Annotated in this window: 18 protein-coding genes; 12 read left to right on the top strand and 6 right to left on the bottom strand. The window is 48.8% G+C overall.

What is annotated here, in order from left to right; all coding sequences use genetic code 11:
- Positions 1–11: 11 nt before the first annotated feature.
- Positions 12–803 carry a hypothetical protein gene (locus tag J0A68_RS01115; RefSeq protein ID WP_206576337.1) on the top strand — a complete coding sequence of 264 codons (792 nt, stop codon included), beginning with the start codon at positions 12–14 and terminating at the stop codon, positions 801–803.
- A 1-nt stretch (position 804) separates the two neighbouring features.
- A complete protein-coding gene (locus J0A68_RS01110) occupies positions 805–3,945 on the top strand; it encodes a DEAD/DEAH box helicase (RefSeq protein ID WP_206576336.1) in 3,141 nt (1,046 codons plus the stop codon).
- 329 nt (positions 3,946–4,274) lie between these two features.
- On the opposite strand, the gene J0A68_RS01105 is transcribed toward J0A68_RS01110, so the two are convergent.
- Positions 4,275–4,688, bottom strand: a complete 414-nt coding sequence (locus tag J0A68_RS01105) for a helix-turn-helix domain-containing protein (protein WP_206576335.1) — start codon at positions 4,686–4,688, stop codon at positions 4,275–4,277.
- Positions 4,689–6,120: 1,432 nt separating this feature from the next.
- On the opposite strand from J0A68_RS01105, the gene J0A68_RS01100 reads away from it, so the two are divergent.
- From J0A68_RS01100 to J0A68_RS01090, 3 genes are all read left to right on the top strand, one after another.
- Complete coding sequence (locus J0A68_RS01100) at positions 6,121–7,605, top strand: TlpA family protein disulfide reductase (protein WP_206576334.1); 1,485 nt, start codon at positions 6,121–6,123, stop codon at positions 7,603–7,605.
- Positions 7,602–10,796, top strand: a complete 3,195-nt coding sequence (locus tag J0A68_RS01095) for a SusC/RagA family TonB-linked outer membrane protein (RefSeq protein ID WP_206576333.1) — start codon at positions 7,602–7,604, stop codon at positions 10,794–10,796. Before J0A68_RS01100 ends, J0A68_RS01095 begins: the two co-directional genes overlap by 4 nt.
- Positions 10,797–10,873: 77 nt before the next feature.
- Positions 10,874–12,229 carry a RagB/SusD family nutrient uptake outer membrane protein gene (locus J0A68_RS01090; protein ID WP_206576332.1) on the top strand — a complete coding sequence of 452 codons (1,356 nt, stop codon included), beginning with the start codon at positions 10,874–10,876 and terminating at the stop codon, positions 12,227–12,229.
- A gap of 66 nt (positions 12,230–12,295) precedes the next feature.
- Here J0A68_RS01090 and J0A68_RS01085 read toward each other — a convergent pair whose 3' ends face one another.
- The 4 genes from J0A68_RS01085 to J0A68_RS01070 all read right to left on the bottom strand — a co-directional run bounded on the left by J0A68_RS01085 (position 12,296) and on the right by J0A68_RS01070 (position 14,824).
- Positions 12,296–12,556, bottom strand: coding sequence for a hypothetical protein (locus J0A68_RS01085; RefSeq protein WP_206576331.1), 261 nt, complete (start codon positions 12,554–12,556; stop codon positions 12,296–12,298).
- Between the two features lie 446 nt (positions 12,557–13,002).
- Positions 13,003–13,140 (bottom strand): hypothetical protein, encoded by a 138-nt coding sequence (locus J0A68_RS01080; RefSeq protein ID WP_206576330.1) that lies wholly within the window; start codon positions 13,138–13,140, stop codon positions 13,003–13,005.
- A gap of 1,072 nt (positions 13,141–14,212) precedes the next feature.
- Positions 14,213–14,623 carry a MauE/DoxX family redox-associated membrane protein gene (locus J0A68_RS01075; RefSeq protein ID WP_206576329.1) on the bottom strand — a complete coding sequence of 137 codons (411 nt, stop codon included), beginning with the start codon at positions 14,621–14,623 and terminating at the stop codon, positions 14,213–14,215.
- 33 nt (positions 14,624–14,656) lie between these two features.
- Positions 14,657–14,824 carry a hypothetical protein gene (locus J0A68_RS01070; protein ID WP_206576328.1) on the bottom strand — a complete coding sequence of 56 codons (168 nt, stop codon included), beginning with the start codon at positions 14,822–14,824 and terminating at the stop codon, positions 14,657–14,659.
- Between the two features lie 255 nt (positions 14,825–15,079).
- On the opposite strand from J0A68_RS01070, the gene J0A68_RS01065 reads away from it, so the two are divergent.
- From J0A68_RS01065 to J0A68_RS01040, 7 genes are all read left to right on the top strand, one after another.
- Positions 15,080–15,673 (top strand): Crp/Fnr family transcriptional regulator, encoded by a 594-nt coding sequence (locus tag J0A68_RS01065; RefSeq protein ID WP_206576327.1) that lies wholly within the window; start codon positions 15,080–15,082, stop codon positions 15,671–15,673.
- Positions 15,666–16,559, top strand: a complete 894-nt coding sequence (locus J0A68_RS01060; RefSeq protein WP_206576326.1) for a terpene synthase family protein — start codon at positions 15,666–15,668, stop codon at positions 16,557–16,559. The genes J0A68_RS01065 and J0A68_RS01060 overlap by 8 nt, the downstream gene beginning before the upstream one ends.
- Positions 16,560–16,955: 396 nt before the next feature.
- Positions 16,956–17,600 (top strand): DUF6266 family protein, encoded by a 645-nt coding sequence (locus J0A68_RS23075; protein WP_369075003.1) that lies wholly within the window; start codon positions 16,956–16,958, stop codon positions 17,598–17,600.
- Positions 17,601–18,430: 830 nt separating this feature from the next.
- Entirely contained in the window at positions 18,431–19,180 is a 750-nt protein-coding gene (locus J0A68_RS01055) for a hypothetical protein (RefSeq protein ID WP_206576325.1), read from the top strand.
- Entirely contained in the window at positions 19,180–19,608 is a 429-nt protein-coding gene (locus J0A68_RS01050) for a hypothetical protein (protein ID WP_206576324.1), read from the top strand. Before J0A68_RS01055 ends, J0A68_RS01050 begins: the two co-directional genes overlap by 1 nt.
- Positions 19,584–19,802: a hypothetical protein gene (locus J0A68_RS01045; RefSeq protein ID WP_206576323.1), complete on the top strand. Its 219-nt coding sequence runs from the start codon at positions 19,584–19,586 to the stop codon at positions 19,800–19,802. The genes J0A68_RS01050 and J0A68_RS01045 overlap by 25 nt, the downstream gene beginning before the upstream one ends.
- 95 nt (positions 19,803–19,897) lie before the next feature.
- Positions 19,898–20,149: a hypothetical protein gene (locus tag J0A68_RS01040; protein WP_206576322.1), complete on the top strand. Its 252-nt coding sequence runs from the start codon at positions 19,898–19,900 to the stop codon at positions 20,147–20,149.
- A gap of 163 nt (positions 20,150–20,312) precedes the next feature.
- Here the strand turns inward: J0A68_RS01040 and J0A68_RS01035 are convergent, their stop codons facing one another.
- Positions 20,313–26,807, bottom strand: coding sequence for a beta strand repeat-containing protein (locus J0A68_RS01035; protein ID WP_206576321.1), 6,495 nt, complete (start codon positions 26,805–26,807; stop codon positions 20,313–20,315).
- Positions 26,808–26,908: the final 101 nt, after the last annotated feature.

Genomic DNA, 26,908 nt, shown 5'->3' with positions numbered 1-26,908 from the left:
TGTAAATATCAATGCCATTAATATTTAAGCTAACTGACCATGCACCATTGTTTTACGAAAGGGAGATGGTTGTCAATGATTTTAAAAAGCTCGCAGGACAGGTGGGGCTGTTATTATTGGGGAAGCACAGGCATGTGGCATCAATTCTTTCCGCAAAACATAAAGGAGTTTCTGCTTCTACGGATGTTATGATAGATAGAGCTCAAAGGCAAATGACGGTAAATTCTGATGAAGAAAGGTGGAAGCGCGATGGATGGCTTTTCCAAATGATGACTTGGATTTCAATTCGATTGGAACAACCCGGAATCCAGATTATATCTTATCCTCCACATGACAATCCTGCACAGCATGGTATTGATGGACTTGCCATAATTCTTACTGCCGACAACAAAATGGAGGCATTGATAATCGCCGAGGACAAATATACTGAGAATCCCCGGCCTACTTTAAAAAAATTAGTTTGGCCAGAATTCAAATTATTCGAAAAGGGAGAATTTGATAGCCAATTGGTCTCTAGGACTACAATGCTATTGTCACATCTTAGTGAAGATGAGATAGACGAGATGGTTGAAAATGATATTTATAAAACCTCAAAAAGGATTTACCGGGCAGGAATTACTCCATTACCAAATAGTGTCACGCCGACTCATCGAAAAAAGCTTTTTAAAGGCTACGACCGATGCATTTCAGGGTCCGACCATTTACGACGTCAGGCTTTAACATTTAGTCAACCTGATATAAGAAAATGGATGGATGATTTTGCGTTTGAAATTTATGACTTTTTAGAAACCCAAAGACCTTAAAATGTACAATTCGAAAACAGAGCAGGTCATCCGCAATGCCCCTCAAATTGATGGGTCTGAAACAGATGGCCTTCCCCAATATCTTACCAGAATATATGCACGTATAGTTTCAATTAGGCACAGATTCGACGGATCAAAGAAAATAGATAAAAGGCTAAGACTTGATATTGCTGAATTGAGAAAGCTTGCAAATAATTTGGAATCACTTACAGTACTAAATGTTAATAATGTTAACCATGTATCTGCTGCATTCGTAGCGGGAACAGCGCATCACTTGCTCCAATTAATTAGGGACCAGGCCTATGTTGGTCAAAATTTAGATTATCAATTAGTTCCGGCCTGGATGTCATCAATTTTGTTGTTTTTAATTGGAGAGAGTCCTGCTGATGCGGCAGAGATTGCAGGTAAAATATCTGCTACTAAAGGAGATACAGTTAAAGATCAGTTCTCTAATTCAATACTTTTATTGGCAAGTGGTCAGTTGGAGGCTTTAAGGTCAATTCAACCAATTTTTAAGAATTATACTGCTACTGAAAATAATATTGAAGCGGAGGATTTTTTATGGCATCAATTGCTATTGGGGCTTCAGCAAATGGCTGGGGTTTTTCTGGGTATAACTTCTTTAAAATACGGATATTTTCAAGAAGTTATTAATTTATCTGTCCAGGAAGTCTCATATGGTGATGGAATATTTAAAAGCGGTTATGCTGGCCAGTACCATTTGGCAATACTACTAAAAACGTTAGAGCCAAAATTAATCAGTAGGGGTATTATTAACGTTGAACCACCAATTGATATAGATCGCAGTGATTGGTTTATGTTTTTGCAGAGGATGGCTATTACAAGACCATATTTATGGGAGAATCATTTTGATGCAATTAAAACCGGCTTTTTAAACCACGGAAATTCCGCTGTATTGACTTTTCCAACCGGCGCTGGAAAGACAACTGTCGCGGAATTAAAGATAGCCTCCACAATGATGGCTGGACGTTCGGTTTTGTATTTAGTTCCGACGCATGCACTAGAGGATCAAATCAATCGAGATTTAAAAATCCTCTTTAATAACATCGACACCGATTTGCTGGAGATTGGTGGGGAATTTACGGATTTGAATAATGAGGTGTTATCAACGATAAACGTAATGACACCAGAGCGTTGCCTGACAGTTCTAGATATGAGTTCGGAAAGTTTCACGGAGATTGGTCTGGTGGTTTTCGATGAATTTCACCTAGTAAATGGTAGAGAAGATAGACTTGACAAGAGAAGCCTCGATGCTATGTATTGCTTACTACGATTGTTCACAGAAGTTCCCAATTCTGATTTCTTGTTAATGTCAGCAATGGTTGAGAATGGATCGGAAATAGCTGATTGGGTAAGTAAAATTACTGACAGGAAATGTGTTGCTTTTACTTCAAACTGGAAGCCCACTAGGCAGCTTCAAGGTTGTATCGTATATCCCAATCACGAGTTGGAAGAATTGAAAACATTAATTAAGTCTACTCCTAGAAAGAAACCCAAGAGTGGTCCGCCTAGCACATTGAAAAAGAAAATATTAGCAACACCCCATCAGATTTTCAGTCTGCGTAATATCTGGGACGCAAGCAGAGGTAATGATTTTTTTATTGGGAAATTATCGGGTAAAAAAGTTAATCTTGGAATGAACAATTTTTGGTCCATCAGTAGTAACAGGAACCAGGTTGCCGCAGAATTGGCTTCATTTTTTGTTAATTCAGGAATCAAAACCTTAGTTTTTGTAAATAATCCGATTGTAGCAAAAAGTACCTCAAAGTATTTAAATGAACTTTTAGATCAAAGAGATTTGAGTTTTAGGACTTTTAGCAATCTACACTCAAAGCGAATGGAAAGTCTGAACATTGAACTTGGGGATCTCAAACATTCTTTTTTTAGTTTGGACAAACAAGTTGCAACCCATCACGGTTTATTGCTTCCTGTAGAAAGGCAATTGAATGAGTTGCTCTTCAAATCCAAAAGTGGCATAAATGCAATTGTTGCAACAGCGACCTTAGCACAAGGAATCAATTTACCTGTAGAGGTTGTCATAATCGCAGGTGACGACCGATTCGATGAAGATACCGCCTTAACCGAAAAACTTTTGGCACATGAAATTTTAAACGTAGCTGGACGAGCTGGACGAGCTGGTACCGCAGCCCAAGGCGTTGTACTTATTGTTCCCGGCAATGTCATAGCTTTTGAAAATAAATCCGAAGCTCCAGATGCATGGGTAAATTTGCAAAAGCAAATTTTTTCAAAAAGTGATCAATGTTTAACGATAAATGATCCACTTACAAGATTTTTGGATGAAGTTTCTAGTGTTAATGAAAATAGGTCTTTGTCGCAGAACGCTAAAAGCTTGCTATTTAGATTACATACCGAAGAGAATGCAAGAACTTCAACTAAAAATATTTTTAGTAAGTCTTTTGCCTGGTATAAGGCTGAGCAGACAGGGAATTCCAATTTTTTTGATCAATTTGAGAATTTAATTAAAAGAAGAGAGAGTCTTGCGTTGGATCTGCTTTATGATGAATGGGTTGAGATTGTAAGCCTGAAAACAGGTTTTGATCCTAAAATTATAGAGGAATTAGGCAATAGTCTTGAAGAATCCGAATTGAGGGAACTGTTAGGATTTTCTTTGCGTAAATGGATATATTGGTTTTTGACTTGGTTAAGAGAAAGCGAAACCCGAGTTGCTGAAATGTTTCCTAGTTTGGCTGCAAGGGCCCAACTCGCGCGAGTTCTAGGATTTCAGGTGACAAAATTTGAATTAAGCGAGATTGCAGAAAGAATATTATCTATTGAACCAATTTTGACTGCCTTTGTTGAGGGTGAAAGTTATTTAACAATTAATAACCTGATTCCGGGAAAATCGGATGACTATTTGACTAAGGCAAGACATTTTATATTAAGACTTGTTCCACAAATAAGTTTTGCTATGGGTGCAGTCTCTCTTACGTTTAAAGAGAGGCTTTTGTCTCTTGATTATGATCAAGATGATATTCCATTTATCGTCAAAAATCTGGCAACCCTCATAAGAGAGGGACTGGATACTCAAGAAAAGTTACAATTTAAGATGGAGAATCGAACTTATTTGCGTGTCCAAATCCATAACGAATTCAAAATATAGGGTCTAATTTATATAGTTTTTTAGGCTTGTATAAATTACCTTCTTCTACTTTTAATCGTTATTATTATACGTACCTATAAAGCCACTGTTACTATTACTTCGATCCCCGATATTATTGTGATTAATCAATGCATTATCTGTGAAAAAGAATTCTCCAGGTATTCCAAAAAATTTACCCAATTTTAAAGCGTTTTCAATTGTAATTTTCTTTTTACCTTCAATAGTTGCAATTAGCTCCTCTTTTGGAATTTCTGAACCAATTGCAACCTCTGCTACATTTAGATTTTTGTCGATGATAAGTGTGTTCAGTATTAATCCAATGCTTGTAATTATTTCGTGTTTAGTATTTCAATTTTACTCTTTAAAACCTCAATCATTTCTTTGAGGGTGGAGATTTGCGAATCTTTTTCTTTTATCAGGTTATCCTTTTCGGATATTATTCTCTCATAAAAAGAGTCGGTATTTTTATCATTGATGTAGGTGTGAATATAGCCGCTGTTGCTATTACTTTTTGATCCTGTATTGTTGAAGTTAATTACTGGTAGTTCATCTCCAAGAAAATAGTCCGGTGTTACGTGATAAAGTTCCGCAAGTTGATGAATTCGATCCACTGTTAATTTTGATTTGCCCAATTCCAAACTAGAATACGTTTTCTGGTTGATATTAAGCACATCCGCCACATATTCCTGAGAGTAATCATTTGATTCTCTGAGAATTCGCATGATTTTTTGTGGTCTTTCCATGAGTGGGCGTTTTTTGAGTGAATTAGGTCTTTTGCCACTAGGTTAGGCCTATTTTGGTTTTTCTAAGTCAGCTGATATCGCAAAATTTGCTTGTAGTTGAATCTTAGTTCAATATAGCCAGGATTCTCAATAATTGAAATATTTGATTCAAATACCTTAAGAAAAGTTCGATAGAAAATGTCCAAGAACCTCCAAGTATTGAAACTGATGCAGCCTCCAAGGATTTGGTGCGCTCCGTCCAATACTTGTATTGAATCAGATATTTGTTGTTTTCAGGATATTAGAATCGAGTTTACAGAATTGGGGATTTCGGGAATTGACCGCCTCTTTCCCCTGAAGCCCAAGAATCCGATCTGATCGCCAGATTGGAACTTAACACTTTTTCTCCCCGATTGCCCGACCAGGACCTTGTACCCTCCGGTTGGCTTACCACCACTGATCCGGGAGTGACGCACGTCATTGCGAGGAGGTCTATTTATGGCCAAAAGATCTAATAAGGATTAAGACCGACGAAGCAATCTTTTCCAGAAATCCGGATTCTTATTAATAAGACTGCCACGTCGCCCTCTGGGGCTCCTCGCAGTGACGTACACGGCGGTTGACCGTTGACTGTCGACCGTCGACCAAAAGATAAGCCTTCCACTGCAGAGGAATTTTCGCTTATCCATTCAATCTATTTCTTAACCTGAAGCTGGCCTTTTGGAGGTCGGGTGGGAGGGGATTGCTTTCGCTGTACCATGTACCAAGTACAAAGCCTGCCCGCCGCAGGAGGGTACCAAGTAAGGCAACGCTTTCACGGCATTTGCTGCTCGGCAGTGGACCGTCGTCCGTGGACTGTTGACCAAACTACCCCAGCTTCCAACCATTAACAAGCATGAACAAACTACTACTAACATGCTTACTGGGATACCTATGTCTTCCCCTAAGCACTACCACAGCAAAAGTTGCTGAGTCACCCGGGGCCGATCTTCTTCATAGGTTCGCCGGCCCCACCGTCTCCCCGCATTCAGGAGACACCCATCGGGGAGGGGAAGCCCTCTCCGATACTTTCCTTCATGTTGAGCGGGGTCGAAGCACGGTTGCTGAGCATAGCCGAAGCATCGGTACACCACATGAAATCGACGGCGGACCGTGGTCGGTAAGCCAGTCGAATCCGTGGACTGCGGTCTGTGATCTGGTAACTGCAAACTGGAGTCCGATAGCTATCGGACTGCCCACTGTTACCTGCGATCCCGAGACTGCGAACTGGATACTGCACACTGAACACTGCAAACTGGGATCTGCCAACTGGAAAACGGGATTTAGTTTAGTTGACCAGTACCTTGATCCGGGCGCAGGGGAGGGGCTGACAAAGCTCCAACCCTCCCCGGTCACGGTCTCGGCCCCCGCATTTGTCTATGCGGAGATCAGAAGCTATCAGGCAATAGACTCGGTGGAAATCCGGTTTTGGGACCATTACCTCGGGCAGGCGGTTTCCGTAGCGGGCCTGCACCGGAGCTTCCGGCGACCGGTGGCGGGGAGCATCTTCCAGGGGAATGACGGTGCCCGGGTCTTTACCTATACCAGCCCCGAATTTGACCAGGTCGCCTACCTCACACTCAGTTCTCCCTTGGGGGATGCGTTTGTGGACCGGTTTATCCTCGAGCCGGGGGATTCAATCTACCTGAGCATTGACCTGAGGCGCGGCGACCTGCTTTTTGGCGGGAATGCGGCGGGGAAGTTCGAAGTGCAGCACCGCATCCAACAGGCGAACAGAAGGGTGGATTTTCTGGCTTCGCCATCCTTCCACCTCTCTTCCAAACAGGATCCCGAGGAGCGGAGGAGTTACTTTGAGCGCCTGTCCCCCTCGCTTGCGGGATTTCAGATCAAGGGGATTCAGTTTGTCACCGAGGGCGAAGGCCGATCGCGCTGGATGGAAGGGCAACTCGCCTCGGACCCCTTGGGCGATTCTGGCTTGGCACTCTTGGAGGACTACCGGCCTTTCCTGACCGACCGCCTCTATGCGCTGCTTAGGGCGGATGTCATCGGTAGACAGCTGCATAGGCGGATCACCTTGCTGAAAAACCTGCCCTTGAAGGATTCCGGGGAGACGGCCCGCTATTTTGGCGCCTATTTCTCCGATCCTTCGCAGTGGGGCGTCCCGGATTCGACCGCCTTGCTCAGTGCCTATTTTTCCGATTTTCTCCTTGAAAAGGAAAGTATGGAATCCCGCCTTACCGGGGAGTCGCTGTTTGACTTGCTGGGGCGGGACTATCCGGCCCCCTTGCGGGACCTGTTGATGGGCAAATTTCTGCTGGGTAACTACCGGAGGCTGCCCGACTATGAGAAAACCGTAAGAACGGCCCTAGGGGAGGTGGAGTCGCCCTACATCCGGGAGAGCCTCCTCCACCTGCTGACGGCCAACAAGAAGGGCAGTCCGCTGAAACCGCTGGTCACCTATGACCGGGAAGGGAACCGGGTCACGCTGGATGATTTCAGGGGGACCACGGTCTTGCTGGCCTTTTGGTTTCCCGGGTGCATGCCCAGCAGGCTGATGCACGAGCGCCATCTGGTCAAAGTCAGGGAATACTTCAGGGACCGGGCGGATTTCGAGCTGCTGTCCGTCTCCACCGACCCCAACTATTCCTATTGGAAACAATACCTCCTCGAGCATCCATCCTATCGCTTCGGCAACGTCAACCTGTTTCTGGGCGGGCGGTATTCGGATCCCTTTCTCCACTACTATGACATTTATTCCTATCCAAGGCTGATGCTGGTCGGCCCTGGGGGGGAGCTGATCAAATCGGTGGGGATGCCGGCTGATGCGGCGGGCTTGATCGAACTGGTCGACTCGGTCCTTCCCGGGCTTTCGGCCGAAAATTTACCGAAGGCAACGGGGTCTTCGATTTCCACAAACCCTAAACACGGATTACAATGAGAAAGCTTCTACTGCTAATGTTCTGTTTGATGCCGCTGGGCATCGCATGGGCTCAGGGGAATACCTCCACGGTCACGGGGGTGGTATTTTCCGAGTCGGAGGGAGGCACCCTGCCCGGGGCCACCATTGTGTGCAAGGGGACCCTGCGTTCGGCCATCTCGGATTCTGACGGGGAATTCACCCTCGAGCTGAATCCGGGAAGACAGGTCTTGGTCTTCAGCTACGTGGGTTTCCAGACCCTTGAACTGGAAATCGACGTGCCCCTGGCCGAGAAGCTGTCGGTCCACCTGAAAGTCGACGAATTGCAAATGGAGGGCGTGGACGTCGTTTCCACCGGATATCAGGAACTCTCCAAAGAGAGGGCCACGGGATCTTTTGCGGCGCTGGACCAGCGGCTGGTCAACCGGTCCGTGAGCACCGGGATTCTGGAGCGGCTGGACAACGTCACCAGCGGACTGGTCTTCAACAGGGACCGGGGCGGTTCCGCCGATATCAGCATCCGGGGTACCGCGACGATTTTTTCCGATACGCAGCCCCTCATCGTCATAGACAACTTTCCCTACGACGGGCCCATCGAGAGTATCAACCCCAACGACGTGGAGCACATCACGGTCTTGAAGGATGCCGCGGCAGCTTCCATCTGGGGCGCCCGGGCGGGAAACGGGGTCATTGTCATCACGACAAAGAGCGGCAAAAGGGGACAGGGCTTGCGGGTGTCGTTCAACAGCAACCTGAGCATGATAGAAGCCCAGGATCCGGATTACGTGCCGTTGATATCTTCTCCGGAAATGGTGGAAGTGGAGCGGGATATGTTCAACAGGGGAGTGTATGCTTCCCGCGAGCGATCCAATTCCAAGCCCCTGCTGTCGCCTGTGGTGGAGACGCTCATCGCCTTGCGGGATGGACATATTGACGCCGAGGAGGCGGAAAGGCAGCTTGACTACCATAGAGGGCATTCTACCAGAGACGACCTGGCCGAGTACTACTACCGGCCTGCGCTCAAGCAGCAGTACAGTCTGGGGATCTCCGGGGGAGGGCCGCAATACAACTACAGGGCGGCCATAGGCTATGACCACAATGCCCTCGGAGTCGTGGACAACAATGACAGCAGGATCACGCTGGACCTTGGAAACGCATGGAAGGCGGTGAATGACAGACTGGAAATCGGCTTGGGGCTGTATATCGTACAGGGTAAGGCAGACCTGAAAACCCAACTTCCCCAGGGGATTTCCTCTCCCTATGTCCGTCTGGCGGATGGGGCAGGAAACCCCAACGCAATCGCAAGGCAATACCGGGACACGTTTACAAGCCAGGCATCGGCCGATGGGCTGCTGGATTGGAAGTACTATCCCCTGGCCGAACGGGGCAACTGGACCAATACCCGGGAGTCCCAGGACATCCGGACCAACCTCAGTTTGACCTACGAAATTCTTCCCGGCCTTTCCGTATCCGGACTATACCAGTATTGGACCAACAATTCCACGAACTGGGAATTGAACGATGTTTCGATGTTCTATACCCGGGATTTGATCAACACCTTCACCCAGCGGGAAGAGGATGGGCTTCGCCTTGCCGTACCCATGGGTGCTATCGCGGACCGGACTTGGACACGTGCGGCCAGCCATCATTTCCGAACCCAGTTCAACTATTCCAAAAGTTGGAAGGATAGGCATGAACTGGTCGCGTTGGGGGGATTTGAGGCAAAGCGTTCCGATACCGAGGGCGGTTCGGGAAGATTCTATGGGTACGACGACGAATTGGGGATCAGCCTTCCCGTGGATTTTGCCAACAGATACAGAAGGTACCACAACAACGCCTTGGCGACGATCCCCTACGGGGTAGGCCACTCCGGATTGGCCGACCGCTATATTTCCTATTATGCCAATGCCTCCTATACCCTTGACCGGAAATACCTGGTGTCAGGCAGCGTGAGAAAGGACGCATCCAACCTGTTTGGGGTCGAAACCAACATGAAGGGGGTGCCGCTTTGGTCCGCCGGGGCTGCCTGGATTATCAGCGAGGAGGCCTTTTATCCGCTTGGCTGGCTGCCCTACCTGAAATTCCGCGCAACCTACGGCTTTAACGGAAACATCAACAGATCCGTGAGCGCCTATACGACCGCCTATTACCTGGCGGGAAGCTCCAACTACCTCACCGGCCTTCCCAGCCTGATCATCCTAAATCCCCCGAATCCCGAGCTGAGGTGGGAGCGGATCGGGATTGCAAACTTCGGTATGGACTTCGAATCCAAAAACGCACGCGTGTCGGGGAGTCTGGAATACTACACGAAAAAAGGGGAGGACCTGATAGGGGACAGGCCTTTTCCAAGTTCTACAGGCGTATCGAGCTTCCGTGGGAACTTTGCCGACACGCGGACGAACGGGGTGGATCTGCAGCTGCGTACCAGTATCCTGGATAGGGGACTGAAATGGAGTTCCGGACTGCTGTTCAGTTGGGTGAGGGAAGTGGTCACGTCCTATGACGTGGAAGGCTTGCCCAGTGACTACACCGCCTATGGGCTGGGTGGGGCAGGGGCTTTTCCACCACCGCTCAAGGGTTATCCGCTACACGCGATTTTCAGCTACCCATGGGCTGGCCTGGACCCGGACACCGGCGACCCGCTGGGGATCTCCGAGGGTGTTCCCAGTAAGGACTATACCCGTTTGGTCCATTTTGGGGAGGTGGATGAGCTGGTTTACCACGGATCAGGCAGGCCCACCGTTTTTGGATCATGGATGAACAACGTCTCCCATAAGGGCTTTGAGTTGTCGTTCAATATTTCCTACCGTCTGGGCTATTATGTCAGAAAACAGCCATTGGTCTACAACAGCCTCTATTCGGGAGGCACGATCCATGGTGACTATTCGCGGAGATGGCAGAATCCCGGGGATGAAACCGTAACCCACGTTCCCTCATTCCCTTCGGGGCAGGTGGCGAACAGGGACACATTCTACAACCGGTCTTCCGTCAATGTGGAAAAGGGGGACAATATCCGCCTTCAGGATATCCGGCTGAGCTATTCGGTCAATTCTGCAAGGGTGATGGGAACACCTTTTCGCTCATTGGAAATCTTTGGCTACGCAAACAATCTGGCCATTCTTTGGAAAAAATCGGCTTCCTACGATGATCCCGACTATCAGCTTTCGCCTGCGCCCAGACAATTCTCACTTGGTGTCCGGGCCGGGTTCTAACGATGAAGTTTGGATGTTTATACAACCGAAGTCGGCCCCGGCTCTGACGGGTCCAGTCTTCAAAAACCAACCCTACTATGAAATACTTTAGATATTTTCTGACTACAACCCTGATATCCTGCTGGGGATGCAGCGGATTTCTGGATGAGAAACCCAGTAAAGACCTGGTAGTCCCCAACACGGTCCAGGACCTGCGTGGACTGATGGACAACCAGTCTTTCCGGATGAACAATTCCCCGGGACTGCAGCTTGCCGGTACCGACGATGTATGGACCACCGAGGAAGGCCTGGCGGGATACAATTCGGTGGAAACCGAAAATGCCTACCTGTGGAACGAGGTTGTTTTTGAGGGGCCAAAATCCGCGGACTGGGAGACAGCCTACCGGCAGATCTTTTATGCAAACGTGGTCTTGGATCTGGCGGACAAGATCCGCCTAGGCGCCCCAGGTGAGGAGGCGGAACTGAACGAAGTGAAGGGAACCGCCTACTTTTTGAGGGCGAGGGCTTTGTTTGACATGATGCAACTGTTTGCGGCACCCTATTTCAGGGATAGCGGAGACGGCCTGGGCGTGGTGATCCGCACCCGTCCAATAATCACCGAAGCGCGTAAACGGTCTACTGCAAAAGAGTGCTTTGACCAGATATTGGATGATTTGGAAAAGGCGGTGGCCCTATTGCCTTCTACCTCCCTCTTTCCGACACGACCCACCCAAGCCGCTGCCTACGGAATGCAGGCAAGGGTCAATTTGGTTCTGGGTGATTTTGGGGAGGCCTACCAAAGTGCCTCGAAAGTTTTGGAAAATGGGCTTGCCCTGATGGACTACTCGCAAGTCGACAGCCTTGGTGCCTTTCCCTTTGAGCAGTTCAACCAGGAGGTCATCTACCATACCACGATGACTTTGCAGGCATTCCATTCCAGTAATCTGACTTTTGTGGATTCTGCGTTGATCTCCTCATATGAAAGCGGTGACTACAGGAAGTCGCTATACTACCGGTATTCAGGTGCAGGTGGATATAATTTCAGGGGTAGCTATGCCGGGGACAACAATCTGTTTAGCGGGATAGCGCTTGATGAGATCTACCTGATCCTTGCCGAGTGTGCGGTTCGCCTAAACCGGCTCGACGAGGGATTGGAGTTCCTGAACGGCTTGCTGGAAACCCGGTTTTCCCCCGGTTCATTTGAGCCGGTCACCACTTTGAGCCAACAGGAGTTGTTGGCAAAAATCATGGAGGAGCGGAGGAAAGAGCTGGTATTCCGCGGAAGGAGATGGTCCGATTTACGCAGGTTGAATACGGATCCCTCTTTTGCGAAAACCTTGAAAAGAAGCCTACGGGGAAACGAATACGTCCTGCTTCCCGGATCTGCCAGGTATGTTTTTCCCATACCGCAGGAAGAAATCGTCCTGAATGGGCTGCAGCAAAACCCAAGATGAAAGATTTTAACAAAAACAGCCTACCGCACGCGCGGGAGGCTGTTTGATAAAGGGATTCAACAACGCTTAGGGAACTACCGGCAATTCATCGGAATGCTTGACAAACATCCCGTTTGCAATGACGTTACCCGACGTTGAGGGTGCGTCTCTGAGACAGTTTCCGGTATTGTTGCACTCATAGGTTTCAGGACCTGGATCAACCTCGGAAAGATCGTACCAGATGCTTGGGTTGTCTGGATCCTGGGCATATTCCCCGGTTTTCGGGCTGGTGAAAGCCACAGCTGCAAACGCCGCCAGCACAAAGGCCAGCAGCGGTAATCGTTTCATTAGTGTGTTCATAATCATCGACCCTTTTTTAACCCATCAAAAAGGGACAAACCGTTTGCTTCAATCGCCTACTCTAAAAAGGGTTTTCGGCATCGCCCTGGAGGATTCCATCAGTATTGGTTGGTCTCTCACTCCAGCCATCGAGAGAAATGGATTCCTTGTTGTTAAATATTGAAATGCCCACAAAGCTTCATCGCTGAGAGGCGAGAGCGATTGTGGTTACTGAGCCGGTAGAAGTGCAGCCTGAGCCTTAACATCTAAACGAGCTGCGGAGCGGGAGCCGGGCCAGCAGTCAGCACAGGCCCGCCCCGCTCCATTTTTTTGATGTTTTCACTAAGGATCTATTGATGTTCTATCGGCCATTAGTTATATTTCTATATGAGAAGTTGAGAATCTCCCTTAAAGCCCTATCACCTCAAGGCCCAAGAGTCCCTCTTGGGCTTTTTTTACATCGCGTGGTCAGTGCCCTCCTCGCCGCTAGGCGGGTCCCCACGGACCATCGGACCATTTGGCGTCACCGCTCCGTCCTCCGGCATTTTTTCTTCTACTGTCACCATGTTTCCTGCGCCGGAGGTCAATGGCATTTTTGTCTTTTTTACCGTGGGTTACAGCCTTCGTACCTCAGGCCTCACCCACGGCTATTCATGGTTGGACCCCTTTGGGGTCAGACTCCAAGCCCCAGGCCTTTGGCGGACACAAATCCCAATTCGGATAGGCGCGTTGGGCCGACGTGGACCTGTCCGCCGCAGGAGGAAGCGGGCCGGCGTCCGGCTTTGTGCGGTTGGAGCTTTGCCACGTCTTGACCTTTTGGTCCTTTTGGGTCAAGCCAAAAGGACGAAGAGAAAGAGACCATTGAGGTTCCTGAGGCTTCACCAAAGCCTCGTGCTGCTTCTCAACAAGCCGACCATCTAGCCTCCAACCACCATCTCGGTACCTCGCCATTTTCCGTCTGCTTCCCAACCTCATTCGTGGTCAGTGCCTGCCTCGCCGATAGGCGGGTCCCTACATACCATTGAACCGCTCAGTCCTCCGGCATTTTTTCTTCCGCTGTCACCATGTTTCCTGCGCCGGAGGCAATGGATTATTTCTCTTTTATGCCAGGGGTTCCGCTGCGCTGCACCCCTGCCTGCCCGCCGTGGCGGCGCTACAAGGATTCCGCTCCTACGGAGCTTTTTCCAGTTGTCCTGCTTCACCAGATCCCGAAGGGGTCAAACTTCTCAATTACCACGGGTGAAACCCGTGGCAATTCCCAAGGAAACTAAATCCCGACCCCGTAGGGAGTCGAACTGCTTCCCGCTGTCCTGCTTCTCCCACGATTTTTATCGGGCCGGACTTCGTACCAATCTCCCGTCTCCGTACCTCGGCATCGGCTTCCCGATTCCCAAACTATTCCTGCGCCGAGGTCAACGGCTTTTATCCTTTTATACCGGGCATTCCATCTTTCGTGCCTCAGGATTCCATACCCGGCTACAAAGCTGTCGCTCCTACGGAGCTGTTTCCCGCTGTCCTGTTTCTCCCCCAATTTTTATGGGAGTTGGACTATTTACCAATCGACCCACCTCCAACACCCGTGGTGAGCGAAGCCGAACCATCCAATTTCCAACACCGGACATCGGACACCGGACATCCTACACTCGTGCTGAGCCGGTCGAAGCATTAGCTTTCATACTTCATCTTTCTGCCTTCCATCCATATCCCAACTACTGCCATCCCAATCAAGCCCAGATTCATCCAGAAATGCTCCGCCCATCCCAGACTTTCCAAAATCCCCGCGCAGTTGCAGGGCACCCTAGGAAAAGCTCCCACCCAGATCAGCCCGACATAAGTGGTGAACACTGACATCAAAAGAATGCTGGCTAGATATCCCCACCATCTGGTCGCTGAAATGAGTAGGAGCAGGGCAATCAGCAACTCAACTCCAGGCACTAGGTAGCTCAAGGCATCCGCCAATTCCGGCGGAAACGTCTGGTTGTGAAATGCCTTCCTGCTGGATTGAAAATTGACGAGCTTTTCCAGTCCTGTATAGGTCCACAAAAGGATCAGAAAGGATGAGAGTGTCTTTTCCATTTCATGTTCTTTGAAATCCAAAACTCGGACGCTCTACCCAATGGACTCCCTCTCCTCGAGGAAGCCTGTCCCGATGAGCGCAGCGATATCGGGAAGGGGCGGGGTGAGGTAGGCCACTTCCGACTTTCCCCAAACCGGATCGTTTTGTCCGGTCCGGTGTAGGCCAGAGGAGAATAAGTAAGGAAGGGCTTGTTTTTTCATCGGAGGTTCCAGATAGAAGTATCTGAAATTAAACCCCACTTTGAATTTTGACTATGTCAATTGTCGGGAATGCCCAGTTGACTTAAATAATCCGACAATTGACGGTTTTTTGACTTAAGCCATTAAAAATCGTGACCTAAATTTTGAGAAGTCAATTTCTTAACATTAGATTAACATTGCGTTTTTAGTTTGAACGTCAGTATAGCCAGTTTTCTCACCCTGAACCTTGGATTTTTTTTTAAATAAGTAAATGCCATGGAACAAAAATTCATTTCCCAATTGATCTCGGATTACGATCAGCTCCTCAAACTACCCCGAGAAGCGTATGAGATAGTCATTCCATACCTGAAACAGGTTGCCCTGAAAAGAGGAACGGTAATCAAGGAGTATGGAAAGGCGGATGTCGTCAGCAGGTACCTCTGCGAAGGATTTATCGGTTCTTTCAATTCAAATGGAGAAAAAATCGAGCTATTTTCAATCTTCAAACCTTCGGACACTGTTTTTGACGAAGTTTCCTTTCGAACGGGTATCGCCAGCTCCACGGTTTTAAGAACTATTTCAGACGTTATTTTTCTGGAATTCCCTTCATATGCGGAGTCCAAACTTTTGGCACAACATTCCCGATTTTTACTCCTTGCACACCGAGTGGCACATAGAATTACCGAAAGAAACAGTAGAGTCCATGCCATCGCCAAACTGGGACTTGAGAATGGGTATGCGATCCTGATGAAGGAATTTTTTGGTCTGGAACGTGAAATAACCAATTCGGATTTAGGCTCCTTTTTTGGAGTTTCAACCAGAACGGTGGAGCGGTGGAAGCATGACCTCAAAAGCAAGAGCCATGACTAACCTGATTTTCCCTTCCGCACTGAATAGCCATACCCCAATCCTGAATGTCAAAATCCTCCGGTGGGCATGGAAGGTAGGTTTGTTTGAAAGTCCTTCTGAATTGGAACGATGCCGAATCCAAAAGGTCAATTGGTTTGCAGGGTATCTATTCCCAGAGGAAAGCTCCGATAAATTGGAGCTGATCATGCGATTTTTCCTATGCCTGTTTCTTTTGGATGACTTACTTGACACCTTTCCGGAATCCGATTCTTCGCCATTTTTGAAAGGACTGAAAAACAGCATTGCCATAACCGAGCATCCTAGATTAACTCCTCTCGGAAAAGCCCTACTACAGTCCCATAAATCGTTGGGAAACGGAGTTTCAAGTGAAATTTGGCGTTCGGAGTGGATGGAGGCTTGGGGGCAATATCTTTCAGGGCTACAATGGGAAGTGGATAATAAATCCAATGACCAAATGCCTCGACTGGAGGACTACCGAATGCACAGACCCTCGAGTTCGGGAGTTTATCTGGCGATCCACCTACTCAGATCCGAAGACCACCCTGATTGCTGTGAGGCTGATTTGCTGGAAGATAATGTCGCCCGATTTATTTGCCTGTCCAACGATGTAATCTCCTACGATAAGGAATTCTCCATTGGAGATTTTCACAATGAACTTATCATTCTGGGTAATGCTCTGGGTGAGAATGTAAAACCCTGGGCAATCCAGGAGATCAAGTCAATCCAAAAACGGATAATGGTACTTGCAAAGCAAGTCGGTTCTAAGTCCGAAGCCTGCCAACTATGGGTGGAGCGTCTTTTTTTACTCTTGGGTGGCTGTCTGGCTTGGACAGAGGAGACTTCCAGGTATATGGCCTATGTTAACGGAAATCTGAAATCCTGCTAAATGAAAGGAGGACATCATGCTCAGAAAACGTTGCGTCATTTACCCCAAGGACATTCAGATCATTACCGGGCGGAGTGAGCGCTACGCCCACTCGCTGGTCCAAAAAATGAGAAAGTTCTATGGAAAGGGAGATCACCAGTTTATTACCCAAGAAGAATTCTCCGAGTTCTCGGGAATTCCTCTGGAGCATGTAACACAATATATCATTTGATACGGGTTGGCATGGACCTGAGCAAAGCATGCTATAGGAAAGCAATGGCCTATGTTCTTCGCATCATCTTCGACTCATCTGGGGCTCATCTTCAACTCATCTTCGACTGCGACTCTGGGATGAGTCGAGGAAAAGACGAAGATGGCTCGGAGTTCAACCGAAAATCATAACCAAAACCAATACATATGGCAATCTCAAATGACAACTTAATAGGTAAGGTCTCAGGAAAGCTGGGCAAGATCATTATCTACCGGCGTAATGGTAAAGTCTGTCTTCGATCCAAGCCCGAAAAAATTTCGGTACCGCCCTCAGACAGACAAATCTACCAGCGGAAGGCTTTTGCGCTTGTCTCCACATTTTTGGCTCCAATCAGGAATGAGCTCGAATTTGGGTTTTCGGGAATTGTTGGCGAGAATTCCAAACGGGTGGGCAGGGCGATCTCCATTGCGGTGAAGAAGGCAGTACTCAATGAAAACGGGGAGCCAGTGCTGCAAATTGGACAGGTTCAGACATCGACAGGGCTTTTGTTGATTCCCGAGGAATGTCAACTGCATTGGGAAGGGGATAGCACGGCTCGGCTTGAGTGGAGATCCAATTCCTTTGAAGGGAATGGAAGAGAGGGAGATCGGATATTTTATTTGGCCTACGATCCGGAAGCAAAGAGGAAATGGAGTGTGTCTGAAAGGGGCTATAGAAAGAACGGAAGTCTGGTCATTCATTTTCCTTGGTCTGGCCCACTGCAGGGCAAATTCTACCATTATGTGGCCTTCTATCGCAAAACTAGGGCTGGCATGGAGTTTTCGGATTCGGTCTGTTTGGGAAAGATTTGATGGGGTAAGGCTGGTCGGGATTTACAATCCGCCGATGCTTTGCTCTACGTACCTCGGCATCAACTTTTCGATTCCAGCCACATCCCTGCGCCGAGGTCAATGGACTATTTCTCTTTTGCCAGGGTTTCCGCTGCGCTGCACCCCTGGCTACAAAGATTCCGCTCCTACGGAGCTGTTTCCGGTTGTCCTGCTTCTCCCATGATTTTTACCGGGACTGGACTTTGTACCAATCTCAACCCCGGCCTTTGGCGGACACACATCCCAATTCAGAAAGGCGGGTGGGCCGACGCAAAAGCGGGCCGGCGTTTGGCCCGGTGCGGGAGGAGCTTTTTTGCGTCTTGACCTTTTGGGTCAAGCCAAAAGGACGAAGAGAAAGAGACCATTGAGGTTCCTCATTGTCCTGATTCTCCACCGATACGTATCGATGCTGAACTTCCCCAGCTATTTCCAATACCTCCTCGGCAAGGAATCTCTTGTTCTCACAATAGTCCTTGGCCGATGTGGATTACGGTTATCCACATTTGTCGAGGGTTAAAAACCCCGGCTATGATATCGGCCGTGCCTATGTGACTGTGGTCTGTGGACCGTTGACCAAAGTTCCACCAAAGTCATCCTAAACAGAACCTCGACTTCGCTCGATCTGACACTCGATATGCAGCATCCGACTGCCTGCCAGCTGCTTATTGAGACTGATCACTGGCCGCTTACTGCAAACTGTATACTGCCATTTCCTTCCTAATCCGCGAAATCCGCACGGACCGCACATTCAATTGATAGCCAGGTTGCTAGGCCTGACCTTGGGGGCATGTTTCACTTAAACCCATAGGATTATGGCAAAACAAACAGGAGTGATCACACTCAAGGGGCCGGTCGGGAGACTGTCCTTTTACAAGACCAGAAACGGCTATCTGGCCCGCGAAAAGGGCGGGGTGGAGAAATCCCGGATCATGAATGATCCCCGATACGCCCGTACCCGGGAAAATATCCGGGAGTTTACCGACAACGCCACCTCCTCCAAGCTGCTGCGGGACGCGCTGCGGCCGGTGATCTCGCAAATCGGGGACAAGCGGTTCAACCTGCGCATCACGCAGATGCTGATGCAGGTGCTCAAGTCCGACGAGGTCAACGTCCGGGGTGACCGCCGGGTGAAGGAAGGCAACTGGGAGCTGCTCCGTGACTTGGAGCTCAACGCGGGTTCCTCCCTGGGGAGTACGCTTTATTTCGAACTGCAGACCAGCAATGGGGCGGCTTCATTTGACGTACAGCTTCCCGCCTTTGTGCCCCGGGACATGATAGCCATCCCGGGGGGAGCCACCCATTTCAGGCTTTCCGCTACCGGAGTGGGACTGGATTTTGACCAGAGTACGCGCACGGTCGTACAGGCCTCAGCCCCAGTACACTCGGTGCTGGATGCCTTCACCGTCCAGACGCTCTCCGTGGCCAAGTCCCAGTTGGCCGGTAGCCATTTTGCCTTTCTGCTTAGTGTGGAGTTCATCCAGCTGGTCAATGGGGTGGAGTATGCCATCAACAATGGGGCGCATAACGCGGCCAGGATCATTTTGGCAGAAAAGGCCGCCTAATGCGCCTGCTGCTAAAGCGAAGATACACTCCCCGGGGAACCCTGGGGAGGCTCTTCTTGGGAAGCCGCCAGTTATGCTTTGTCCGGGAGGCTCCGAAGTCCTGCTACAGTCCCATCCGACATTGTCTGGAAGAGGGGGTGTACGAGCTGGAACCGGTCCACACCGAGGCGGAGGGCTGGAGGATCAGGCTGGGGGACGGAGGCTGGATTCTTTCCAAAACTCCTGACCATGTTCCCGAAACGGGTGAGCTCTGTCCGGTGACGGCTTATAGAGCAGATGGCACTCCCTTGTTTACCCGTCTGGCTTTTCTCAAACTGCTCGATGAGCTGGAGGAGGCATGGGTAGGGGGAGAGGTGGTAGAGCTGGAGGTGGTGTCACGGGGAGTTCCCTATCGCCTGGAGTCATGCCGGATACCGTTCTACTCCTAGGCCTGACAGGGGCCATCATCTCGGCGCTGCTGTCGGTGATTGCCTACTTTCTGAAGTTCCTGGTACAGGATTTCCGAAAGCTGCAGCAGGATTTTCTGGAGATCAAAGGCCGTCAGGAGAGCCTGAGGGCAGAGATCGACCGCATATCCGTGGTGTTGCTTTTCTTGAAAAAGCAACTGAGCAGGAAGAATTAGCTTCCGTACCGTTTGGTAGAGGTTTGGAGTATTAAGAGGAATTAAGGCCTACAACAATTCTAAACCCTTAACAATTAACGTTTAACTAATTTTCTATGAACATATTCTCTGAAGTAAAAAACCGGGCTTTGGCCCCTACACCGCCCTTTTTCCAGTTTTTGAAAAAGGCGGGATTGCTCATCGCCGCCATCGGCACAGCCATGCTGACCGCACCGGGCGAGGTACCTGAAATCCTCCTGGCCTATGCGGGCCATGCGGTGACAGCAGGCACCATCCTGGTGAGCATCTGCCAGCTAACCGTCGATGAAGGCAATCTGGAGGAAAAGCTGCTGCAGTCGGTGAAGTAAACCGGTAAAACCTTACAAATTGAAACCCGGGCAGGATTCCTGTCCGGGTTTTTTTATTCATCCAAAACTCCGAATTGTGGGTACCCACTCAGCCTCCCTTAGGCAGAATTAAGAATGACCATCCTTTTCGAAGCGGTTTTTATTGAGGCATGTCAAGCCATCCTCATCGTCTGAGGATTATTTTATGGTATTCCCGATTTGCACCCCAGGCGATTTCGAGGGTGTATACGCCTGCAGCCTTTGTTTTTAGTCGTTCTGACACCAGGATTCCGAGCGCTTCATTTCCTTCAGATTCGATGAAGTCAAATTGTCCAGTAGAAGATATGATCCTGAGGGTGACTGGCTCGTCGTGGTAGACATCCTTGCTCAGTAGTTCAAGGTTGACTACATCCCCATTTGTGGGGTTTGGATATACCCTCCAATACGTCGTGCCAGCTACAGGCGGTACTTGGATGGACTTGGTGACACTGTAAGATGATTCGCCATCAAAGTCTACCTGTCTCAGTCGGTAGAACACGTTCCCACCGGCCAAAGGCAAATTCAAATCTTGGAAGGCGTATTCCATTGGCTGTTCCGAGTAGCCAGCTCCCGATACTTGTCCAACTACCGTCCAGTTTTTGATGCCATCCACCGAGCGTTCGACTTCGAAATGGGAGTTTTCCCACTCTTTGGCAGTAGCCCATGTCAACTCACCGGCACGGGACCTTGGATTGTATTGGGCGTCAAAGTGGAGGTATTCAACCGAGAGGATGCGGTAGTTGAAGTAGCTGATGTATACTACGCCTTGAGCACCATTACCTCCTCCGATAGTTCCTGCGCCACCACCAGATCCGGTATAAATTTGTCCTGGATTTCCTACACCGGACAAGTTACCATCGCCGCCAATTTTTATTCCATTAGTAAATCCCCCAATTCCGGGACTTGAGTTTCCATTTTGATTATATCCAAGTCCACCTCCTCCAGCACCATACCTTATTGAAGTTCCCCCAGCAGAAAATGCCAACCCTTCTCCTCCGTTTCCCCCTTCCGTGTTTCCAGATCCAGCGGCTTTACCTATTCCACCGGCTGATCCAGCACCACCACCACCTCCTCCAGAACGTGCCGCACCTGTTCCACCACTAACTACAGAGTTTCCTCCATTTCTACCTTGTCCTGTAGTTCCAGACCCTCCAAAACCTTGCGTTGTATTGCTATACGCTCCACCCCCACCAGAGGCACCAGAACTACCATCAATATTGTTGAATGAAGCTCCTCCTCCACCTCCGAGGGCATTAAGGTTTATGTTTATCGCGCCGCTTGGGTCTGGTATGGTAGAAGTCACCGTAGAGTTAACCCCGTTTTCGCCCTTCAGGTTGACAGTGCCAGCACCTGGTCCACCTTGGCCCACGGTAACATTTAGGGAATTTCCGGCTGAAATGCCATAAGGTGAGGTGCTTGTAACTGTGGTAGAAGCGAAACCACCTCCGCCACCACCGCCACCGGTTCCACTATTTCCTCCGCTCATTCCGCCACCACCGCCTCCGCCAATGGCATATATTGAGAAATCAACAAGACCTTCTGGGATTTCCCAGGTGTCGTCGCAGGTAAATCTTATTAAAGTGGTACCCGAAATTGCCCCATCATCGATCACTTCGATGCAATCAAACTTATTGGCATCAGGGCAGGAATAGGAAATACTTACTTGACCGTTTGGACCGGCTCCACCGCCACCGTTGACGTAGATTATGCTTGAAGTAGCAGGAGTTGGGGAGGAAGAATCACGCGTCACATAGGTGTTGCGAGCCGCTCCTGTACCTGCGCTTTGACCGATGAATACTCCTAATGGTTCCCCTGGTACAACAGGGATGGTAATTTGGCTGGTTTGTCCTGTTGCGCCTGCTCCTGTTGCTAGAATGGTGATTTCATAGATTCCGGCAGGAACTGTAAAAGTCCTATTACTTGTAATAGTTGCTCCACAAACGCTGAAAAAGGTGATGTTTTTTGTATCATTCACATTTAGGTTGACCGAACATACGTCGGTGACCTTCTTTATACTTTTAATGGTTAGCTTAAACACATCAACATTGATGTTGGTAAGCGGTACCGTTGAAAACGATCCCCTTCCTCCTGATACTCCGAAGCTACTTGAAGTATGCTCTGTTGTCGTGGAACCATCATCAAGGATATAAGTCACTTCGTAGCTTCCATTGGAAAGTAGAGTGGGGGACCCATTGATTGTGACCGTCGCGGACCCACCCGCTGAAGTGGCCGAAACCGATGAAACAGAGGTTAGCACGTAATTTGGACTTACGTCGATGGTACCAGTTGCTGTTAATCCATTGATACAATTACCGCTCAAAGGAATAGAGTAAGTGTAAAGACCGGTAGTTGTGGCAGTTCCTGAGAATGTGATTATGCCAGTCGCGACATTAAAGCTTGCAGAAATTCCCGGAGGCAATCCATTGGCACCGGGTACCCCGCTATTTGCGATTCCGGTTACTCCTGTAGTTGGTCTGGTAAAAGGTGCCAAGGCTGGATTGCTGATACAGACGCTAGGAAATGCCACAGAGGGCGGACCTACTGTAGCAAAAGGCTCGACTGTAGTGGTAGAAGAAGCAGTTGTAGAGGCGATACACCCTGTGGCGGGTTCAGTATAGCCTACCGTGACTGTTTTAGAGCCAGTGGTCAACCATTGTATCGTTACCGTCTCGCTGGAAGATCCAACTCCCCCTGAGGTAATGGTATAATCTGTACCTGCTACTCCTGAAATATTCCAGATATAATTAGACTTCCCTGTCTGCGTGGTGTAGGTGGTAGTACTTTGTTCACACATGGATGTTCCAGGTGCCGCGACAAAAGTTGGAATAGGCTCAGGATAAACCACAAAAGCACCGGATACCGCACTAGGCACATTCGGACCACAATCGCTTCCTACTACCACATAATAATAGGTAGTGCCTGCAGCAGACGATGGAGGGGTAAACGAAGAGGTAGTGGCACCTGAAATAAGTGTCCCACCTGAATTGGAGTTGGAAGTATTGCTGTACCACTGATAGGTAAGAGTACCTGTTCCAGATGCACCTACCGATATTGGATTAAATGGCAAGCCGATACACACTGATTGAGTAGCCGTGTTCTGAAAATCAATTTGAGTGTTTTGGTTCACATGGAATGCTCCTGAGACATTGGAGGGAATTGTTTCACAAGCGCTGGTCACTTCCACATAATAGTAAGTTGTGCCTGTAGAAGCAGAAGGTGGTGTGAATGAAGCAGAGGTTGCCCCGGAAATGGCAGTACCTCCTGAGTTGGAATTGGAGGAATTACTATACCACTGATAGGTTAGTGTACCGGGGCCCGTGGCAGAAACTGAGATGGCTGAGAACGGAGCCCCAGGACAGACAGTTTGGCTGCTAGTGGAGGGATGGGTTGCTACCGTGGTCAGCGGATTTACAGTCAATGGCCCAGAAATATTCGAAGTTACGTTGGGTCCACAGTTACTTCCCACCATGACATAATAGTAAGTAGTAGTGCCGGGGGCAGTTGCGGGTGGTGTATAACTTGCACTGTTTGCACCTGTAATCAATGTGCCTCCTGATGTGGATGCCGCTGTATTGCTATACCATTGATAGGTGATTGACCCTGTTCCGATGGCATTTACTGAAATAGGGGCAAAAGAATCTCCGTCACAGATGGTCTGGTCGCCAAGACTCTCCGTCTGAATTTCAGTTGGGGGAGTAACTGTAAATGCTCCCGAAACTGCCGTTGGAACGGTGCCGCAGTCACTCGAACCAGTAGCATAATAATATAAAGTTCCAACTATATTGGAAGGAGGTGTAAATGTCGGATCAGTCGCCCCTGAGATTAAAGTTCCTCCTGTGTTGGAATTAGTAGTATTACTATACCACTGATAGGAGACAACGCCCTCGCCTATGGCCTGAGCAGAAATCGGACTGAATGCGTCTCCTTGACAAACCGTTTGGGGATTGGTGGATGGGTCTTCAGTGATAGTCGTAATAGGTGGAGTGACTAGATATTCCCCAGACACATCTGAGGTTTGCGAACTACAATACCCCGAAACTACCACATAGTAGTAAAGAGGGGCCATAACCGCCGCCGTCGAAGGGGGCGTAAAACTACTGGAAGTTGCCCCTGAAATTGCCGTACCACCTGTGTTTACCGGGGTGCTTACAGTATACCATTGATAAGTTAGATCCGCCCCTTGGGCTGCTACGGTTAATGGGGCAAAGCCGTCTCCGAAACACTCTACCTCACCCCTGTCATCAGGTTGGGTAGTAATTACTGTGATGGGCTCCACCGTCGCTTGGGAAAAGCTTGAAGTGATCATGCCACAACCTCCCGTTACTTCGACATAGTAATATTTGGTGCCAATGGCATTCGAAGGAGGCGTGTAGGAATTAGAATTAGTGCCTACCGGGACTGCCCCAGTTTTATTTGGATTGTCATTACTGAACCATTGGTAAGAAAGGGTTCCCGTTCCAGTAGCCGTCACTGAAAGAGCCAAAAAGTTTTGTCCATCGCAAATCCGTTGATCTGCCAGGTTTTGAACTGTAAATTCGGTGGCTGGATTTACGGTAATGCTGCCCTCAGCGAACAAAGCTGAACAGCCCCCTGTGAGTGGAATCGAATAGTTAAATGTACCGGCTTGGGTTGGAGTCCCTGAAATGGTAATTACCCCTGCGACCCAAGTGGCACTCAATCCTGTGGGAAGACCATTGGCACCAGATACTCCTGCATTGGAAATACCAGTGGCTCCTGTAGTCGAATGGGTGATGTTTGTCAAAGGAGTATCTACACAGAGAGTAGGAGTGGAAGAAGGCCCTGAAACTGTGTTATTGGCGTTGACAGTAATAGTTCCAGTGGCATTTACCGCACCGCAACCTCCAGTCAATGGAATGGAATAGTTGAAAACACCGGAAGCAGTAGGTGTTCCTGAGATGGTGATGGTATTTCCCGACCAATTGGCAGTTACGCCTGCTGGAAGTCCAGTGGCAGCGCCTATTCCCGTGGCTCCTGTGGTCGAATGTGTAATGGAGGGAATGGCGTTATTAATACAAACTTCAGGAGAGGTTGATGCGGCTGATGCAAAATTATTTGGAGCAACGGTTATTGTAACTGTGAAAGGCGGTCCAGTACAAGAACCACTTACAGGTGTGACAGTGTAGGTTGCGGTTTGTGGAGAGCTGGTTGTATTGGTCAATGATCCTGAAATATTGCTGGCCCCACTACCTGTTGCACCCCCAGTCATTCCGCCTGTTACAGTCGGTAATGACCAAGAATAGGTGGTTCCGGCAGGAACTATCCCATCGGTAACGTTGATAGGAGTCAATGAAAACGATGATCCCGTACAAACCGAGGCATTCATTGCGCTAATGGCCGGTGTTGGATTAACTGTAACTACAACTGTAAATGGTGTGCCGACACAGCTTCCAGTTGTTGGAGTGACCGTGTACGTGGCGATTTGAGCAATATTGGTTGGGTTAGATAAAGTACCTGTTATACTACTTGCGTTGGTGCCTGATGCGGCTCCAGTCATTCCACCGGTTACGGCTGGTGCAGTCCAGGAATAGGTGGTCCCAGCGGGCACAACCCCGTTTGTTCCATTGACAGGAGTTACTGTAAATCCTGAACCGCTACACACTGCGGTGGTCATGTTGGTTACAGCTGGTTTGGGCAGGATCGTCACAGTCCCGGATCTGGTTAGGGTTACCGGAACTGATGAAAGATAAGTTGGTCTTGTGCTGATCGTGTAGGTGCCCGTCGCGGTTGGTGTACCAGATATGGTAATGGTGTTGGTTGTACTGTTGAAGTTTGAAGTCAAACCCGACGGAAGACCTGAAATAACCAGATTAGGACTTACAGTGGAAGCAGGAATTGGAATAGAATAGGTGGTATTTATGATCGGATCACCGCTACAGACCGATTGGTTGTCAGTTCCTGTTGCCGAAGTCAGCTGAATGTAAGAAATACGGATCTGACCATTTCCACCAGTGCCTCCTGGTTGCACCGGCTGACTTGCCCCCTGTCTTTTAGCTCCTCCTCCTCCACCTCCGGGAGATGATCCGGGTTCTCCAGGACCCGCATTGATTGCTCCGTTTCCTCCAGGCCCTCCTTGTTGAGGGGCTGTTGCTCCTGTCGAGGTGGTGGTATTATTTCCGTTTGCTGTGATTCCTGCGGAAGAACCTCCTCCTCCGCCGTTACTGCCGTCCCTATTTGCTCCACTTCCCCCGCTTCTTGTAAAACCACCATACCCTTCGCTGGATAATCCTCCCGCTGCTCCAGTTATTCCATCGTCGCGGACAGATTTTCCTCCTTTAGCCATTAAGGTTGTATTATTTACAAACCAAGAAGAATCTGCGGAAGCGTTGGATAGAGAAGTTGCCCCGAAGCCTACATAATAATTAATGACTTGCCCTGGAGAAACAGCGATAACACTTCTTGAATAGGCCCCTCCACCTCCTCCTGCAGCAGCATCATTACCTGAAGATCTTGATCCTCCTTTTCCGCCGCCGCCCCAAACTTCTACAGTGATTGAAGTTACCCCAGCTGGAACAGTGAAGGTTCCAGGTCCTGCTGTAGTAATCGTCTGGGTTTGCGCATACGCCTCCAACCCGACCAAAATCAGAAAAAGAGTAATGAAAGAAAGCAGGACTCTCATCATGGGATCAAATTGGGAACTGGGTGATTTTTGTACTCACAAAAACGTATTTCAAATATATCAGTATTTTTCCAAGTTAAATGGGTATGATAATATTTTATTCT

This window comes from Algoriphagus oliviformis (assembly GCF_017254915.1).
In the GTDB taxonomy this organism is placed as follows: Bacteria; Bacteroidota; Bacteroidia; order Cytophagales; family Cyclobacteriaceae; genus Algoriphagus; species Algoriphagus oliviformis.
Note: the sequence above shows the minus strand (reverse complement) of the source record. Positions and strands in the feature narration are given on the sequence as shown.